Here is an 18,345-nt window from a genome sequence, read left to right as displayed (position 1 = left end):
AACGCATAAAAATACCCTCCTTACTGGTTGTCCAGTAAAGAGGGTACATATCACATTCCGGCTCATGTATTTACTTAAAAGCCTTGCCAACAAAACCCAAATGTTATATCGTCTCATATAAACAAGTACAAAAGGGGATTTCAAAAATGAATTTAAAACTTACAAAACCGGAAAATGCCACCGTTCCCGCATCATATGACGTAGATAGGAATAGATCAGAGCAGCCTTCCGATACGAATTTAGAGCAGATACTGTCACTTGATTGATGGAAAGAAAAGCGCATAGAATACAACAGGAATATATTCAGCGCAGAACTTGCCGGCGTGCCGCGAAAGCGCAAAAACATCTTTTCCATATAAATGCAAATGGACCATATGACAGTCAGACATACGTAGACGAGCTCACAAATACCGCCTTTCAGGATAAAGTCCTGAACTTTTATACCTTACAACCCTATATTTTAGAAAACGAGAAAATATTATCCCTAATTCTACAAAACAGGTTGATTAAGGATAAAAATTCGACCGGCTCACGGGCAGGAACAAGTCCTAATGCAATTGCTTCATTCTCTCCCTGAGCACTTCCTCCTCAGTGTATGTGTGCTTTCCAAGAAGTTTATCTCGTTTTCCGCCAAATGCCTTATTCAACTTACCCAGATTGAATCCGACAAGGAATGCGGCAATAACCGTACCGGCGCCCACGCTTCCAAGACTATGTATACAGATCAGGCATGTTACGACCGACACAGCCACCATAGAACAGTCAAATCCGATCTTTACCTTTGAAAATTCAATGCGTGTGACCTCTGAGACAGCCTGCATAACACCCTCCCCGGCAAGTGGGATAAGATCCGCCGGCAGATAAAAGAATATTCCGCCTGCTATGAATATGGTACTCACAAGCATCAAAACACCCCTGACAACTATGTTATCTGTTGATGGCAGAAATGTCGCAAGATAATTACAGAACGTCGTAAAGTATCCAAATACTACTCCAACCACTATCTGAAGGAGATTTATCGGTTTAAAATTCTTTCGAAGGATAACGATCTGTATAAGCACCAATGCCGCATGGAATATGATCGTCGCCTTTCCCATCTCGATTCCCCATACACATGTCATCGTATATGGTATAGAGCTAACCGGCGACACTCCCAGATTGGATTTGACTGAAAGTGCTATTCCTATAGTCATAATAAACAGTCCAACAAAATACATTGGGATTCTTACCTTCATGTTCTTCATTACTCTGCTCCTCTTTTTCCAAAAACGGATCATCGTTCTATATATTTTGCAATGACAGATATTAAAATACTCATGTCAACCGGCTTCGCCACATGGTCATTCATTCCTGCTTCTTTAGCTTTCAGCCTGTCCTCCGTAAATGCATTTGCTGTCATTGCAATGATCGGTACCTTCTTTGCATCCACTCTGTCCAAAGACCTGATCATCTTTGTGGCTTCATAACCATTCATGACCGGCATCATAATGTCCATAAGAATAGCATCAAAATCACCAGATTCACTTTTTCTGAACAGCTCAACAGCTTCCTTACCATTCCATGCTTTTGTCACGTCCGCGCCTTCATTATGAAGCACAAATTCTGCAATTTCCATATTCAGCTCATTATCTTCTGCCAGAAGAATATGCAGTCCCTTTATAGATTTTTCTGATACACACTTCTGCTCTTCACGTTTATTCGCATCTAGATCTATTTTAAACGGAACCCTGATCACAAAGGTAGTTCCTTCGCCTTCTTTGCTTTCAAAGGTAATTGTTCCACCCATTTTCTCGACCAGATTTTTTGCAATCGGCATTCCCAGGCCTGTTCCTGCAAATTTTGTGCGGCTTCCTGCGTGTTCCTGCGTGAATGGTTCAAACACACATTTCTGGAACTCCTCAGTCATTCCGATTCCTGTATCCCGGCAGACAAATTCCATTGTCGTCATTTCTGGCTGTTCGGATGGAATTTCCATGCAGCTGATATATATACGTCCGTTTTCTCTATTATATTTCACCGCATTCGACAGGATATTCATCATCACACGTTTCACATACCCTGGACTTCCAATAAAATTCTGGTGTGTGATTTCTTTTTTCTCCCACACGATCCGGATATTCTGTTCTGCAGCCATCAGCTCGATCACAACGAATACTTCCCTTGAAATACTGCTCAGATTAAATGGAATCTCTTCCAGAACGATTTCACCAGACTCAAGCTTACTCATATCCAGAATATCATTTACCAGTTCCAGCAACAGATTGGATGCCTCTTTAACCTTTGTCCTGTATTCCGCCTGCTTCTCCATATCATCTGCATAATAGTCTGCCATACTGACCAAACCGCAGATTCCATTGATCGGAGTCCGGATATCATGGCTCATTCGCTGAAGGAACTCCGTTTTTGCCTCATTGGCGGCTTCTGCCTTTTTTGCAGCTATCAGAAGTTCTGCTTTATATTTTTCGTCTTTTTCCTGTTCCAGTTTCTGATGTGTAAGATTGGTTCTGTATGCCCAGAACCAAAATGTACTGAACATCAGCAAATAAAGGAAAATAACACCTGCTACACTCAATGGAAGGTTATGAAACACTTCTGTGTCCGGAAGATATGCATAAATATAATAATCTCGCTGCTTCAGCATGATACCGTAACATCCAGTTCCCTCATTCTTCAAATGATAAATATGCTGACTGTCTGTATGCTTTTTCATTTCCTGAACAACCTCGTTACCAGTTGTATTCTGCCCCAGAAGGCTCTCATCGTTACTGGCAACAACTATTCCATCATCTGCAATAATTATTGTTCCATCTTTATGGACACTATAGCCGTTTAAAAGCCTCTGTATCGTAAGGGTATAATTTCTGGCAAATTCAGGTGATGTGTAATAGTAGATTGCCACAATACCCGGTGCATCTTTTCTGGCGCAGGCTGCAATATCAATATATGATCCATCTTCCCTGGTAAACCGTTCTGAATAAGATCTTTCTTCATATCCGGCAAAATCCATGATAATTTCTTTTTGCAGATACTCCGTAATCTCGTTGTACAGAGATTCATCCGTGCTGTATTCACAGTCCGTCTTTCCTTCTTTATCCAGTACAATGATACCATCCACCCAGAGCGTCTGCAGATTTTCTTTCAGAAATTCCTGACTCAGCTGACCACCGTTTTCTGTTTCCATGTCGATATTCGTACTCATCTGTCTGGCACTTTCAATCGCACGGAGGAGACTTTTGGATTCCGAAGATTCATTATAATGGGTGTAGCTTGAACACTGCACTTTGACATAGTTTACAATCTCCACCATTCTTTTCTCTGCTTCTGTTTTTTCTGCGTTGAAGAAATAGAACAGAAAGGCTATTGCCACACAGATTCCAATCAGACCACCGAGTAGCCGGATTCGTTTTTCTTTCTTCTTTTTCTTAATATCCAAGATCATCTACCTCCAGATACTTCTCAGGATTATCCAGGTATTTTTCAATGATTTTCAGGGATGTGCCATCCTGACGCATTTCTTCCAGCGTCTGGTCCATCTGCTCACAGATTCCTCTGTCATCATCTTTTGCGAAAGCAACACCTATCCCCGTAATCATCAGCGGTTCTTCTAGAATACGGAAGCTTGTGTTATAATCCTTCATATACTGGAAAATCGATTCCTCATGTGCGGCAACTGCATCTACATATCCTTTCCCCAGAAACGTATAAATCAACTCCCGGTGTGCAAGACTGATCAGATTTCCCAGCTTGGGGATTCTTTCATCTGTCCGGTTCAGAAAGATGCCTTCCGGTTTGGTTGTGGACTGGACAGCTAGGTTCTTTCCCTCCAGGTCACTCAGTTTATAGATATTGCTGTTCTCATTTACAGCAACCACCTGACGGCTTGCTATATATGGTCCCGCCCAGCGATAATCGTCAAGTCGTCCTTCCATGGAAAAACAACCCATGATACAGTCAATCTCTCCGCTCTCCACCAGTTCTTTTTTCTTCTCCCAGTTGATCTGTACAACCTCCACCTGATATCCCATTCTTTCGAAAGCTTCTGTAGCCAGTTCTACATCGATTCCTGTCGGGATTCCATCCTCATTCAGATAATTGTATGGTGGATAACTGTCACTCCCGAGCGTGATGATGGGTTTTTCCATTTCTTTTCTACTGTCACCTGTGTTTGTGCACCCTGCCAGGGTGACTGTTAAGATTCCCGCAAGCAGAATGCCTGCAATCACTCTTTTTCCTATCATTTTCCGTCTATCCTTAACTATTTTTTCGTTTTTTCATATCTGATTTCCTAATAAAATTATTATGGTTACATCTATGAAATATCATCATAAAAAAACACTGTCCTACAGACAGTGCACCTAATTTCATGCAACTGGCTGCCATTTTAAAGGCCCTGTAGCTTTGCGTCCCAGACTTTCATCTGGTTTGCCGATTATCATTTTTTAACTTTTAAACTTATGCCCAAAAAAAGAACAGCCGATATATACATTCGAACTGTTCTTCTACTTCCGAAGTCCACACAACATTGACATCACTGTTTCCTGCTCATTTGTACTAAGATCGTTCCATATCTTTAAAACGTCTTTCTGCAAAAGTCATTTTCGCTTATATCTTTTTTATAATATCATAGGATGTTACGTTTGTCACATAAAACTTTGAAGCGCAAATCATTTTGTAAATCATTCAAAGCAAAATATTGGGCAATACCATTCAGCAAACTCTTTGCCTGTTTTATGTTAAGCACCTCCGTCCCCCATCTCTACCTATAGAAAAAAAATCCAGGCACAACTTATACGTCATGTCTGGATCTTTCTGAAATGTCTATAAAGAAATTATTTTATTGAATATATCTTACTTTTTGATAACCGCTTTCTTAGACACACCCCTTGCTACCAGAAGTTTCTTATAGTAAGCAAGCTTTGATGCCGGTACTTTGACGGTCATCTTTGCGTATGTTCCTGTAAAGGCAGCAGCTCCTACCGTCTTTGTGGTCATGGCCGTGTTTCTCACCACAAGTGCCTTGAGGTTCTTACATCCGTAAAATGCCTTTGAACCTATGGTCTTTACATTCTTGCTTATAACAACCTTTGCAAGCTTTGTATTACCCTTGAACGCTCCGCCTCCTATGGCTGTGACCTTGAATGTCTTTCCGCCAAGCTTTATCGCATCCGGCACTGTAACAGAAGTTGTCTTCTTGGCTACTGACACAAGAGTTACTGTTCCCCTGCCTCTTGTGGATGCATTTGTTATCTTATATCTGTAGTTTCCGTATGTGTATACCTTTCCGGCCTTTGTAACTATATTGAAGTATCTCACCACACTTCCACCATAGTTGCCAATTCCGGTTATGACTACCTTTGCCTTGCCGAAGTTCTTATTGGAATAGCATGTTATCTTGTAATTCTTATTCAATGTGAGCTTGGTCTTGCCGTACACCACCTTGGTATTTGGCTTTACTGCCTTGCCTGTATACAGAACCTTTGCTGACACAGCCACCTTTGCCTTTTTGATATCTCTCTTTGCAATGGCAAATGTCAATGTAACCGTGCCTTTGTATTTTCCTTTGCCCTTTACGACCGCTTTGGCTGTTCCGGCATTTATATTCGATGAATATGTAACTGTGTAATCTGTGCCAGATACAAGTGTGGTATTTCCAACACTAACCACTACTGCAGGAGTTATCTTCGCTCCCGTATATGTAGCCTTGTAGGATGCCTTCTGTGTCGCCTTATAAATTACCTTTGCGCTCTTAGATATGTCAACCGTTATCCATGTCCACACAGCCTTCAGTGTAATATCTCCATCCACGGCTCCATACAACGCATCGGCCACATATGTCTTACCTGCATTGTCGGTCCATGTCAGGCTGTACCCAGGCTTTGATGCTGAGTAAGCTACACCATCTTTTGTAGTTATATCGAGCTTTGAGATATCAAGTATTGAACCCTTGTTGAATGACGATACACAGATCTGATCATCATTCTCATCGACAAATGTCACCTTGACCATAACAATGCTCTCACCCGTGCTGTCTACAGGATCCTTTGAATACGTCGGATCTCCGCCTATAACGGCATCTCCGTCAACTATGATCTTTCCATCGTCTGATCTGACACCAAATGATCCACCTGTACTTGAACCTGATGCATCTGCTGTGATCTTTCCGCCTACAAGCTTTATAGAATTATCCGCTGATATAACCGACTCATCCTCGCCAAGAGCTGTGGATGTGGCATCAAGCAAGCCAGCTGTCATCTCGACATCCTTCGCTGCAACGGCCTCCGACACTGCCTCTATCTTGTTGCTGCCACCGGATATCTTCACTGTGCCAGCTGATTCAACGCCCTTGCCCTCAGACTTTATCTTTATGCCTGATATCTCAACATCTCCGTCAGCCTTTACCGCCGGAGCATCCGGTGTTGATGAGACTATCACTGATGAATCGCCATTTCCATTTATCTTCACAACACCTGATCCCGCAGAATTCTCCATACATTTGATTCCATCTGAGACGATATTGTTTCCAAGCACACTGATCACGAATGTTCCAGAATTGCCTGGATCTACTGTGAGTTTCTTTAACACAGCACTGTCTATCGTGATACTGCCTGCTTTTCCGGTATCAACCGCCACATCTGCGCCATCGCCCGTCACAGTATAATCACCGCTCTGTGTAAATGAAACCAGTATATTTTCACCAGACTCAGACACTCTTACAGTTGGATTGCCATTGCCATCTACCAAAGCTCCAACATATTCACTGTCGCCAAGTCGTCCAACATCTATTGTGTATGGATCTGACACAAGTGTCACAATCTCAAGTGCCTTACTCATTGCACCGGCATTCAGATTTGAAGTTGCCTTCATTCGTCCATATACATAATACTTTGTAAATGCCTTGCGTCCTGCAAAATATGCGCCGTCCTGCCATGTGAGACTATCCGCATCATCGACAGGAACTGTAGATATTGCATATTCAACTCCTGTATTTGTACCTGATACATAGCTCTCAACTGTTACAGATGATGATGAAACTGCCTTTTTGGCAAGTGACACACTAGCTGTGTTCTCAGACTTTGCGACTTTCGCTTTAAGAAGTATATTCGCTGTTCCATTTGCTGTTGTGATCACAAGTGTATCGCTATAGCTTCCTGCAGCAAGGCCTGTCACAGGTCTCACCTCAACAGAGGTCTCCTGTCCGGCTGCTATCTGACCTGCAGGATATACTGTGATCTGGAAATTACTTCCGGTCTTGAGACTCGCCTTCACATCGCTCAGCTCAGTCTCGCCACAATTACTTAAGCCTATGCGTTCTGAAGAAACATCCCCGTATCCATAGACAAGAGCATTCCATGCCTTTCCAGAAGTTTCGCATGACAGTTTTCCCGGCTCAAGAACCATGACTTTGCACACAGCCTTAACGCCTGAACCATCCTTTGCCTTTGCGGTGATGGTGGCCGTTCCAGCTGTAAGTGCCGTTATCTTGCCATTCTGAACTGATACCTTTGTCCTGTCAGAGCTTGTCCACACGAGTGAGCTGTCTGTCGCATCCGCTGGTGTGACTGTGGCTTTTATCTGTCCACTCTCACCTACCTTCATAGTAAGTGCCGTTTGGTCAAATGTGATTCCTTTGACTGGTATAACCTGAGTTTCCGTAGAAGACTCTGTAGTCTTTTCTGTTGATGAACCTGTTGTTGATCCTGTCGAACCCGTGCTGGATCCAGATGAAGGATTCTTTGTTGCCTTCTCTGTGGTAGTTGTCTTTGTTGTAGTCTCAGTGGTGACATTTCCACCTGACTCCCCGCTTATCGTCCTGAGCTCTGACGACACCTCGCTCTTTGGAACTACCTTCTGTACTGCCTTCTCCTCATCTGTTCCGCTGTTCTTCACATACAGATAAAGTCCTGCTGCTGCACCCACAAGGCCTGCATTATAGTCCAGTGCAACCTCGTTCTGGTTATAATCTTCTGAGCTATCTACATAGGATGTACTCGAACCCGCCGGGCCGCCAACCAAAGCGCCGACAAGTACATGTGCCTGCTTTGTATATGCATTTCCAGTTACAGAACCCTGATATCCGCTTGAGGCTCTGTGATGAGGGTACTTTGATGAATACTTGTTGTAACCGACAACAAAACACTTTGAACCTGCATTGTTGCCAAGTATGTACTTCATCTGACCATTTGCCCATGATGAATAATCATTCTTTCCATATATAGTATCATACATGAGACCTGTCATCTGATGAGCAGTGTTATATCTCGCCGATCCCCAGCTGTCTATCAGGCAGAAATTGTTATCCCCTGACTGCGTCTTGCTTGCTATAAGCCCTGACTGGTTCTCCACGAACACACTCTTCTTGGATGAGTTAGGACTGTAGAGCAGAGCCGCCTGAGCCACATTATTCCAGCAAAGAGCCCAGTTAGGATTTGTTCTACCACCATATACATTATTGTATTTTGTTGCATATGCTGATTTACCTGTAGCCTTGTACAGAAGAGCTGCCGCAAGGGCATAGTCATCTTCCCACGAATCTGAGCTATAGAAACCTGATGCCGGACCCGAGCTGTTCTTCTTGGCCTTCGTATCCGCATATGTGAAAAGCTTCTCCGCATAGGAAAGTGCTTTCTTATCCTTGTAATTTATATAATATGCCGCAAGTGCAGCCGCTGTCTCTGAGACAATATCTGTACATGTATCTGAATCAGATGTAAATGTTGCCTGGCCACTTCTGGAAGGCTGATTTTCCGGAGCTCCCCAGTATCCATGATCGACATTTCCATCACCGACCTGATAACAAAAAGCCTGAACCGAGCCATCACTTCCAAGGACTGTGCATCTCTCGAAATAATCAACGAATCTGTCCATGATCCTCTTATAGTGTGCCTCTGTAGCAGTATCCGCAAATGCCTCAGCAAACTCCATGTGCGCTATTCCTAGAACTGTAGCCGAATATGCCTGTGGCAGACCAAACTTGGCATGATCTCCCGCATCATGGTATCCACCGCTGACATCCACAGTTTTTCCATTATATGTTGTCTTTGCATCCTCAGTATGGCAGTTTGATCTCCAGGAGAACTCACTCTTGGCAGATACATCACTTCCACACATATTCGCATCATAAAGATACAGTGACTCCTGAAGAAGCTTTGCATAATTGTACTCAACATCTGTATTTATCTCACCTGTGTTGTCCCCGGCTCCGCCAGATGATGATGAAAGTGAACCGATAAATGAGTCAAATGCACCTGACTGTGAGCTGTAGTACACCTTAACACCTGTTATAGACACACCATTTGCCGTACCTTTGTAGCCAAGCTTTGAATATCTCACGCTCGAACCTGCATTTACTGCACCTGACTTCTTGGATGTGTTTGGATATATGTACAGCTTTCCATCACTGAATACACCCTTGAGATCCGACCAGCTGCTGTAATCCTTAACTGCAGTTACCGAACCATTCACATCAGCAACCGCTATCCAGTCAGCTATGTATGAATTGCTCTTGTTATTTATCGTTATCTCTGTCTCGTAGTAGCCATCTCCCTTGGCTGTTCCATCTCCATCGGCAAGACTTGCGGTTACGCTTGAACTTGTGTTTCCAATTGAATCAAGATCTGCACTGCCTGATCCGCTGTCGCCTGATGAGCCACCAGAGGTGCTCTTTGTTCCTGAGAGAACCGCTGACACGATCCTGAACTTGATCGTGCTGTTTTCCTGAAGATTGGCAACCTGTATTCCAAATGCCACGCTCTCTGTGCTGGTAGTATTGATCGATGCCAGATCAAGTGTAGCCTCAAACTGTCCGGCTTTTTCCAGATTAATCCATACATCATTATTGGACCACGATGGCCCATATGATACAAATGGCATAACTCCTGAACTTTCCCCACTTAGTTCAGTGAAATCCTCCACCGCATATGTGATCTTGAGTGTCTTATACCCGGCATCAGCAATCGCTTTCATAGAGCCGAGTTCACTCGGTGGAGAAAGCCTCATCTCTGCCTTAGGCTTCTTACTATAAGTATCCGACTTTGCAGTCACCGTCTTCCAACCGGTGTCCGGTTTCAGATCCAGCGTTATGGTCTCCGCCTTAGCTGTGATCTCCGGCCATGTTATATTGCCGATGATCATGCATAAGGTGAGAACATATGCCAGGATCCTGCTCGCTGCTTTCTTTCTCATTTCCCTTTTCCTCCTTGTACTTCCTTTTCTACCAGAAAAAAATACCCTATTATTAAAAATATAGCACAGAAAACATCTTCATGCGACCCAATAATCCGTCATTATTTATCCGCATAATTACCAATGTTTTCTGTGCTATTTTACCAACACCTTGTTTCCAAGTATTCTCTTTGAATTCTCTATGTCATTTGTCATCTGGGCCTTGAGCTCATCCAGGCTTCCAAATTTCTTCTCGCCCCGGATCTTCTCTATAAGCTCCACCTTGATGATCTGTCCGTATATATCCCTGTCAAAGTCAAAGATATTAGTCTCTATAGTAATGTTTCCTTTGTCGTTCACTGTTGGGTTGTCACCTATGTTGGTGATTCCATTATAGACTCTGAACGGATCCACATGACACGCATGCTCTCCCTGAACTATTCTGATCCTTGAAGCATACACACCAGCCGGCGGGTACAGCTTGCGTTCCTCTGGCAGCATATTCGCCGTTGGTATTCCTATGGTTCTTCCAAGCTGCTTGCCGGACACCACCTCACCTGTCATGCTGTATGGTCTTCCGAGCATCGGGATGACAGATCTCACATCTCCCTCAGATATATTCTTCCTGATGACTGTGGAACTGACCACCTCATCATCCTGTTTCAGCTTGTCTATGACTATGACCTTATATCCATACTCGTCCGCATAGCTTCTGAGGGTATCCACATCGCCCTTTCTGTCTCTGCCGAATCTGTAATCGCTTCCAACCACGACATATCCGGCCCGCATCATGTCCACCAGAACATATCTGATGAACGCCTTCGGCTCTGTAGCCGCAAATGCATCGTCAAACGGATATTCAACCAGGACGTCAACTCCGGTATCCGATACCACCTGTGCCTTCTCGTCAGATGTGTATATGGTCTTCATATTGCTCACATCAAACACATGATTCTCCCTCATGTCAAATGTGAACACAACGCCCATATATCCCTGTCTCTGAAGCATCAACACCTGCTCTATCAACAGCATGTGTCCCTGATGGATACCATCAAACTTGCCCAGGGCAACCGCCGTGCGCTCTGTGCTATTCAGTTTTACCTTCTTCGTGTCCTTTATATGAATCATAACTGTCTGTCCTTAATTGCTCACCGGAAACATCTTGAACGGCACATACTGCCTCTTCTCATCGCTGTATTCATACAGTGCCGCAAATCTTCCATTCTCATCGAACACCTTGACATAGGTATCCCTGTGTATCTTATTCTCGGCAAATGCATCCGCACTGAGCTTATTTCCATTTGCCAGAAGCTTAACACCCTTCTCAGCTATATGAAGCTCCGGTATATCCGGCATGAGTTTATCCGTTGTTAATATATGCTGCATGAGTGTCCCGTCATCCCTTGCCTTCTCCACCTCATCAAGCGTCAGACTTTCTTCTATAGTAAAGCCCTTCACCTCGGTTCTGACAAGCTTCTCCATCACCGCACCGCAGCCAAGCTTCTCTCCTATATCCCTGCACAGGCTTCTGATATATGTTCCCTTGGAACAGCTCACATCGAATGTCACCCTCGGAAGTTCTACCGACTGTATGGTGATACCATGTATCGTGACCGGTCTCGGCTCTCTCTCTATAACCTGTCCGGCCCTCGCCAGCTCATAGAGCTTCTTACCATTTACCTTGATGGCTGAATACATAGGCGGGATCTGCATGTAATCGCCTACAAAACTCATCACCGCAGCCCTGACTGTCTTCTCATCAGGATATACATCTGTCACGTCTGTCATGACTCCTGTCACGTCTTCGGTGTCGCTGGTCTTTCCGAGAAGCATGGTACATGTGTATGTCTTGTTCTTCTCAGTGAGCAGATCGCACATCTTCGTAGCACTTCCCAGACACACAAGAAGAACTCCCTCCGCCATGGGATCGAGAGTTCCGGTATGACCTATCTTTTTCTGTTTTAATATACCACGGAGCTTTGCCACCACATCAAATGACGTGAACCCCTGCTCCTTATATATATTGATAAATCCATCTATCATAACTGTTACCAATCCTATCCAAGCTGTTTCTCTATATCCGCAACTATCTCCGCAACTATCTTTTCCGGATCACCTGACATATTGCATCCCGCAGCCTTCACATGGCCGCCACCGCCGTGGCTGCACGCGACCTCACTCACGTTCACGATATCATTTGCCCTGAGGGATATCTTGTAATTATCCTCACCAGCCTGATACATGAAGAAAGCAACCTCAGTACCTGATGTCAGTCTGAGCTGATCCACTATTCCATCCGTATCCATCTTGCTGGCACCAAATCTGTCAAAGTCCTCCTTTGTCAGAAGAGTGTAGGTTATCCTACCATTCGCAAACTGCTTCATATTGAGAAGAGCATAGCCCAGAAGCTTGTTCTGTATGAGCGTCTTCTTGTAGAAGGTTTCATCTATGACAAAGCTTGGTCTTGCCCCCTTCTCTATAAGAATTCCCGCTATAGTCATGGCTGCCCTTGTTGTATTGCTGTGCTTAAACACTCCCGTATCGTGGACTATTCCGGTATACAGGCACTCTGCACACTTCTGATTGATCTTATCAGCGTCAAGGAGCTTGAATATGGCTTCCGCAGCAGAACACGCACCACTTTCCACATAACATACATCTCCAAAACCCTTATTGGACACATGGTGGTCTATACACAAGGTTCTCTTCGCAGTCTCATAATATCTGACAAATGGTGTGAATCTGTCCATATCTCCGCAGTCAAGCGACATAAACAGATCATAGGTCTCGTCATCTGCCTCATGCTTTACAGTAGATGCACCATTCAGGAACATGAATACATCCGGGAATTCCTGAAGATATACCTGAACCCTCTTGTCAGGGTAATTGCTTGTAATATAGTTATACATTCCAAGTGTTGAACCTATACAGTCACCATCAGGATTGATATGTCCTGTTATGGCTATGCTGTCTGCGTTCTCTATCTCCCTTATAAGATCGTTCATGATATACCTCCTTTTAAATTCTCATATTATATCCTACTCTTCAAACTCATCTTCACTCTCTGAGTTTTCATCTGTACTCTCGTCAGCATCGCCATGCTTTCCGAGAGCCTCATCTATCTTGTGGGACATACTGACACCATACTCTATGGACTGGTCCATGATAAATGTTATCTCCGGTGTATTGCGCAGATTTACAGAATGAGCAAGCTCTCTTCTGATATATCCCATTGCGCTGTTCAACCCTGCAAATGTGGAATCAACAGCATCCTGGTCACCCAGGACACTGATATATGCCTTACAGAACTTGAGATCAGGTGTGACAACCACATCAACGACCGAAGTCATAGGTGATATTCTTGGATCCTTGATCTCACGGCTGATGATCCTGCTGAGTTCTCTCTGGACCTCACCGTTGATCCTGTTATTCTTTACACTGTTTTTTCTCATATCTATTACTACTTTCTAGGCACCTCTACCATCTCGTATGCCTCTATCTGATCTTCCTCTGCAACGTCCTGGAAGTTCTCGAATACCATACCACACTCAAAGCCGGACTTAACTTCCTTGACATCATCCTTGAATCTCTTGAGTGAAGCAAGCTTTCCTTCAAATATAAGATTGCCCTCTCTGGTAATCCTTACGCTGCAGTTTCTGTTGATTGTTCCGTCGAGAACATATGAACCGGCAATGACACCGATACCAGAAGCCTTGTATGTCTGTCTGATCTCAGCGTGGCCGATGATCTTCTCCTCATATATAGGATCAAGCATACCCTTCATTGCTGAATCAATATCCTCTATTGCATTGTATATGACTCTGTACAGACGAACATCTACACCCTCGCTGTCAGCCATATCCTTTGCTCTCGCATCCGGTCTGATATTGAAACCGATTACGATGGCATTTGATGCTGATGCAAGAATTATATCTGACTCATTGATCGCACCTACACCTGCGTGTATGCACTTGATAACGACCTCGTCATTTGAGAGTTTTAAGAGACTCTGCTTAACGGCCTCAACTGAACCCTGTACATCTGCCTTGATGATGATCTTGAGCTCCTTGAGGTTGCCGGCCTGGATCTGGCTGTACAGATCGTCAAGTGACATTCTCTGCTTTGTATCTGCAAGAAGCTTCTCCTTACCCTGCGAGATATATGTCTCTGATATGGTTCTTGCTTCCTTCTCATTGTCAACTGCCATGAATATCTCGCCTGCATCAGGAACTGTGTTGAGACCCTGGATCTGTACAGGTGTTGATGGAAGAGCCTCTGTAACTCTCTCACCTCTTGAGTTGGTCATGGCACGTACCTTACCATGTGACGCTCCGACAGCGATGTAATCTCCAACATGGAGTGTTCCCTTCTGTACAAGCATTGTTGCAACAGGTCCACGTCCCTTGTCAAGCTCAGCCTCGATGACGATACCTCTTGCCTTTCTGTTAGGATTTGCCTTAAGTTCGAGCACATCCGCTGTGAGGAGGATCATCTCAAGGAGATTGTCAATACCTTCCTTAGTATGTGCAGATACAGGACAGAATATTGTTGAACCACCCCAATCCTCTGGGATAAGCTCATACTCTGTAAGCTCCTGCTTAACTCTCTCTATATTGGCACTTTCCTTATCGATCTTGTTGATCGCTACTATGATCTCGATTCCGGCAGCCTTTGCATGGTTGATAGCCTCGATAGTCTGTGGCATTACTCCATCATCGGCAGCTACAACAAGGATAGCGATATCTGTACTCTGTGCACCACGCATACGCATCGCTGTGAACGCCTCATGTCCAGGAGTATCAAGGAATGTGATGGTCTGGCCATTTACATCGACAACAGATGCACCGATCGCCTGTGTGATTCCACCAGCCTCGCCCGATGTAACCTTTGTCTGTCTGATCGCATCAAGGAGTGATGTCTTACCGTGATCAACGTGTCCCATAACGCAGACTACTGGAGGTCTTGGAACCATGTCCTTCTCGTCCTCTTCGTCCTCCTTCAGGAGTTCCTCGATCACATCTACCTTCTCCTCTTCCTCAGCTATACAGTTGTACTCAAGTGCGATCTCTGAAGCCTCGTCAAATGGAAGCTCTGAGTTCACATTGACCATCTTACCTGCGAGGAACAGCTTCTTGATAAGTGCTGTTACAGGAGTCTTTACCGCATCAGCCAGCTCCTTGAGTGTTACAACCTCAGGAAGTGTGATGGTTCTGATTGCATCCGGATCCTCCTGCACAGTCTGCTGCTTCTTCTGTGGCTTGTTCTTCACATTCTTCGCAAGTCTGCTGATATCAGCCTCGACCTCCTCAGGTGATCTTCTGTTGCCCTTACGTGGCTTGTTCTTATCTCTGTTGTAGTTATCTCTGTTCTGGCTCTTTAAATCCTTACCCGGCATCTCCTTCGCATCGAAGTCCTTGCGGTCTCTCTTGAATGGTGCTCTCTTCTGAGCTGGGCTGTCATCCTCGTCATCCTTGCCAAATGGCATATTGATACGGTTGCTGAAACGGTTGCCACCATCTCTGTTAAAGCCTCTTCCGCCCTGGTTTCTATCTCCATTGCCGAAGCGTCCGCCACCCTGGTTTCTGTCTCCGTCTCTGTTAAACCTTGGTCTGTCACCCTGGCCGTCCCTGTTAAATCTTGGTCTGTCACCCTGGTTTCTATCACCATCTCTGTTAAACCTTGGTCTGTCATTCTGGCCGTCTCTGCCTCCTCTTGGTCTGTCACCCTGGTTTCTGTCGCCATCTCTGTTAAACCTTGGTCTGTCGCCCTGACCGTCTCTGCCTACTCTTGGTCTGTCACTCTGATTTCTGTCGCCCTGGCCATCTCTGCCGAATCTTGGTCTGTCACCCTGATTTCTGTCGCCCTGGTTCCTGTCGTTGCTGAATCTGGCTCTGTCTGAACCGCCCTGTCTGTCGTTGTTAAATCTGACTCTGTTACCGTTGTTATTCATCTTGCCGCCGTTTCTGTCCTCCCTGGCAAATCTTACATGATTGCCAGAACCCTGTCTGGCTGCTGAATTGTCATCCCTTGAAGGATTCTGCTTCTGCGCGTCCGCCTTTGGAGCTGCAGCAGGCTTTGCTGTCTCAGGCTTTGGCTGCTCTGTCTTAGGCGCTGCCTTTGGAGCCTCCTGCTTTGGTGCTGCAGGCTTTGGGGTCTCAGCCTTTGGAGCCTCGGCCTTTGGCGCAGTCTTTGCTCCAAACTTAGCCTTAATTATTCCAACCATCGAATCGTCCAGATTGGACATATGACTCTTGATCTCTATTCCCTTTGCGCCAAGTGTATCTATGATATCTTTATTTGAAATGTTTAACTGTTTTGATAATTCGTGTACTCTGATTTTAGCCAAATGTTACACCTCCATGTTTTCATTTACATTCATGTACTTTATGATCTGATTCCCGAATCCCTCGTCAAGTATCGCAATGGATGTTCTCATCTCATTGCCACTGTACTTGCCAAGCTCATCCTTTGTCCCGTACTCATAATAAGGAATCCCATAATAATTACATTTCTGGTCGAAAAGTTTCTTCGTATTGTCAGAAGCGTCCTTCGCCACAATGACCACGTACGCGCTCTGATTCTTAACTGCTTTCTCTACTGAGAAATTGCCACTGCACAGCCTTCTGGCTCTGGCACACAGAGAAATTAACGAGTAGATCTTGTTATTCTTCAATGTCACGCAGCTCCTTGTCTAATTGTTCATACACCTCAGCAGGTATGCTGACCTTGAAAGCCTTCTCAAGTGCTTTGCTTCCAACCGCCTTCTTAAGGCACTCGGATCTCTTGCATATATAAGCGCCTCTTCCGTTGAGCTTGCCGGTTGCATCAACTGCGAACTGCCCGTCATTGCTTCGGACTATCCTTATCAGCTCACTCTTCGGCATCATCTCACGGCATCCAAGGCATTGCCTCAGAGGTACCTTCTTTGCCATCTCATCACTCCCTATTCTCTATCATGTGCCACTACATCAATGCAAATGATTACTCTTCGTCGTTTGTGTCTACTGTTTCATCTATGTCAAATGAAGCAGCATCGACATCTTTATCTTCGCTTACTTCATCATAATATTCATCGTCGTTATAAGAATCAAAGTTCTCATCGTACTCATCCTCTGGCTGCTCATCAAAGTAACCCATCTCCTCAGCCTTTGAATGGCTCTTGATATCGATCTTGTATCCTGTCAGCTTTGCTGCAAGGCGGGCATTCTGACCCTTCTTACCGATTGCAAGTGAAAGCTGTGTATCAGGTACTACGACAAATGCTGTCTTCTCATCAAGATCAACGGATACGTCCTCAACATCTGAAGGACTGAGCGCATTGTAAATAAACTCAGCAGGGTTCTCACTCCAAGGAATGATGTCGATCTTTTCACCGTTCAGATCTGCAACGACAGCATTTACTCTGTCACCATTGATTCCTACGCATGCTCCAACTGCATCGACGTTCTCATCGTTTGACCATACTGCGATCTTAGATCTTGATCCTGCCTCTCTGCAGAAGCTCTTGATCTCAACTGTTCCGTCTGCGATCTCTGTTACTTCCTTCTCAAAAAGTCTCTTGACGAGCTCTGGATGAGTTCTTGATACAGTGATCCTTGGTCCTCTGTTTGTCTTCTTGACCTCTGTGATATAAAGCTTTATTCTGTCGCCTCTCTCGTAGCTCTCTCCCTCGATCATCTCTGATGGCTTTAAGAGTGCCTCTGTCTTGTCATCAAGGCTCACATTCACGCTGTCTCCAACCTGTCTCTGAACGATTCCTGTTACGATATCCTTCTCCTTCATATGGAAGTGATCGTATATAGCTGCTCTCTCGTTCTCGTTGATCGCCTGAACGATGACATTTCTCGCACGCTGGGCTGCGATTCTTCCAAAGTTCTTAGTTGTGATCTCTATATTTACTGTATCACCTATCTCGTACTTGCTGCTTATCATCTTGGCCTGCTCCAGTGTTATCTGGCATGCAGGATTCTCAACTTCCTCAACAACCTCTTTGGCTGCATATACATGGCACTCACCAGTCTCTCTGTCCAGTGAAACTGTAATGTTCTCGTCTGTATTGAAATCCTTCTTGCAGGCTGTCTTGAGTGATCTCTCTATAGCCTCAAGCAGAACATCCTTGCTAATGTTTCTCTCCTTCTCAAGCTGATTCAATGCTTCAATGATCTCTGACACCTTTTTATCCTC

Annotated in this window: 12 protein-coding genes and 1 riboswitch; all 12 genes read right to left on the bottom strand. The window is 44.6% G+C overall.

The window, feature by feature from the left end; translation table 11 throughout:
• Positions 1-548: 548 nt before the first annotated feature.
• Positions 549-1,244 (bottom strand): YczE/YyaS/YitT family protein, encoded by a 696-nt coding sequence (locus tag DW025_RS14090; protein WP_120000410.1) that lies wholly within the window; start codon positions 1,242-1,244, stop codon positions 549-551.
• 29 nt (positions 1,245-1,273) lie between these two features.
• Positions 1,274-3,439, bottom strand: coding sequence for an ATP-binding protein (locus tag DW025_RS14085; protein ID WP_120000408.1), 2,166 nt, complete (start codon positions 3,437-3,439; stop codon positions 1,274-1,276).
• The gene (locus DW025_RS14080) at positions 3,423-4,238 is read right to left on the bottom strand and encodes a substrate-binding periplasmic protein (protein ID WP_117549050.1); all 816 of its coding nucleotides are present in this window, start codon (positions 4,236-4,238) and stop codon (positions 3,423-3,425) included. The genes DW025_RS14085 and DW025_RS14080 overlap by 17 nt, the downstream gene beginning before the upstream one ends.
• Positions 4,239-4,361: 123 nt before the next feature.
• A riboswitch (cyclic di-GMP riboswitch) is annotated at positions 4,362-4,437 on the bottom strand.
• Positions 4,438-4,848: 411 nt separating this feature from the next.
• Positions 4,849-10,182 carry a glycoside hydrolase family 9 protein gene (locus DW025_RS14075; protein WP_120000406.1) on the bottom strand — a complete coding sequence of 1,778 codons (5,334 nt, stop codon included), beginning with the start codon at positions 10,180-10,182 and terminating at the stop codon, positions 4,849-4,851.
• A 135-nt stretch (positions 10,183-10,317) separates the two neighbouring features.
• The gene (locus tag DW025_RS14070; RefSeq protein WP_120000404.1) at positions 10,318-11,289 is read right to left on the bottom strand and encodes a bifunctional riboflavin kinase/FAD synthetase; all 972 of its coding nucleotides are present in this window, start codon (positions 11,287-11,289) and stop codon (positions 10,318-10,320) included.
• A 12-nt stretch (positions 11,290-11,301) separates the two neighbouring features.
• Entirely contained in the window at positions 11,302-12,204 is a 903-nt protein-coding gene (truB, locus tag DW025_RS14065) for a tRNA pseudouridine(55) synthase TruB (RefSeq protein ID WP_120000418.1), read from the bottom strand.
• Positions 12,205-12,218: 14 nt separating this feature from the next.
• Positions 12,219-13,166 carry a DHH family phosphoesterase gene (locus DW025_RS14060; RefSeq protein WP_120000402.1) on the bottom strand — a complete coding sequence of 316 codons (948 nt, stop codon included), beginning with the start codon at positions 13,164-13,166 and terminating at the stop codon, positions 12,219-12,221.
• Positions 13,167-13,199: 33 nt separating this feature from the next.
• Complete coding sequence (gene rbfA / locus DW025_RS14055) at positions 13,200-13,613, bottom strand: 30S ribosome-binding factor RbfA (protein ID WP_015534838.1); 414 nt, start codon at positions 13,611-13,613, stop codon at positions 13,200-13,202.
• A gap of 8 nt (positions 13,614-13,621) precedes the next feature.
• The gene (gene infB, locus DW025_RS14050) at positions 13,622-16,507 is read right to left on the bottom strand and encodes a translation initiation factor IF-2 (protein WP_120000400.1); all 2,886 of its coding nucleotides are present in this window, start codon (positions 16,505-16,507) and stop codon (positions 13,622-13,624) included.
• Between the two features lie 3 nt (positions 16,508-16,510).
• The gene (locus tag DW025_RS14045) at positions 16,511-16,840 is read right to left on the bottom strand and encodes a L7Ae/L30e/S12e/Gadd45 family ribosomal protein (protein ID WP_082418050.1); all 330 of its coding nucleotides are present in this window, start codon (positions 16,838-16,840) and stop codon (positions 16,511-16,513) included.
• Positions 16,824-17,093: an RNase P modulator RnpM gene (gene rnpM, locus DW025_RS14040; RefSeq protein ID WP_015534837.1), complete on the bottom strand. Its 270-nt coding sequence runs from the start codon at positions 17,091-17,093 to the stop codon at positions 16,824-16,826. Before rnpM ends, DW025_RS14045 begins: the two co-directional genes overlap by 17 nt.
• A gap of 49 nt (positions 17,094-17,142) precedes the next feature.
• The gene (nusA, locus tag DW025_RS14035; protein ID WP_120000398.1) at positions 17,143-18,333 is read right to left on the bottom strand and encodes a transcription termination factor NusA; all 1,191 of its coding nucleotides are present in this window, start codon (positions 18,331-18,333) and stop codon (positions 17,143-17,145) included.
• Positions 18,334-18,345 lie beyond the last annotated feature (12 nt).

It is taken from the genome of Coprococcus sp. AF38-1, from assembly GCF_003603945.1.
Taxonomy (GTDB): Bacteria; Bacillota; Clostridia; order Lachnospirales; family Lachnospiraceae; genus Coprococcus; species Coprococcus aceti.
The sequence above is the reverse complement of the archived record's forward strand: the minus strand, read 5'-3'. Positions and strand labels throughout refer to the sequence as shown.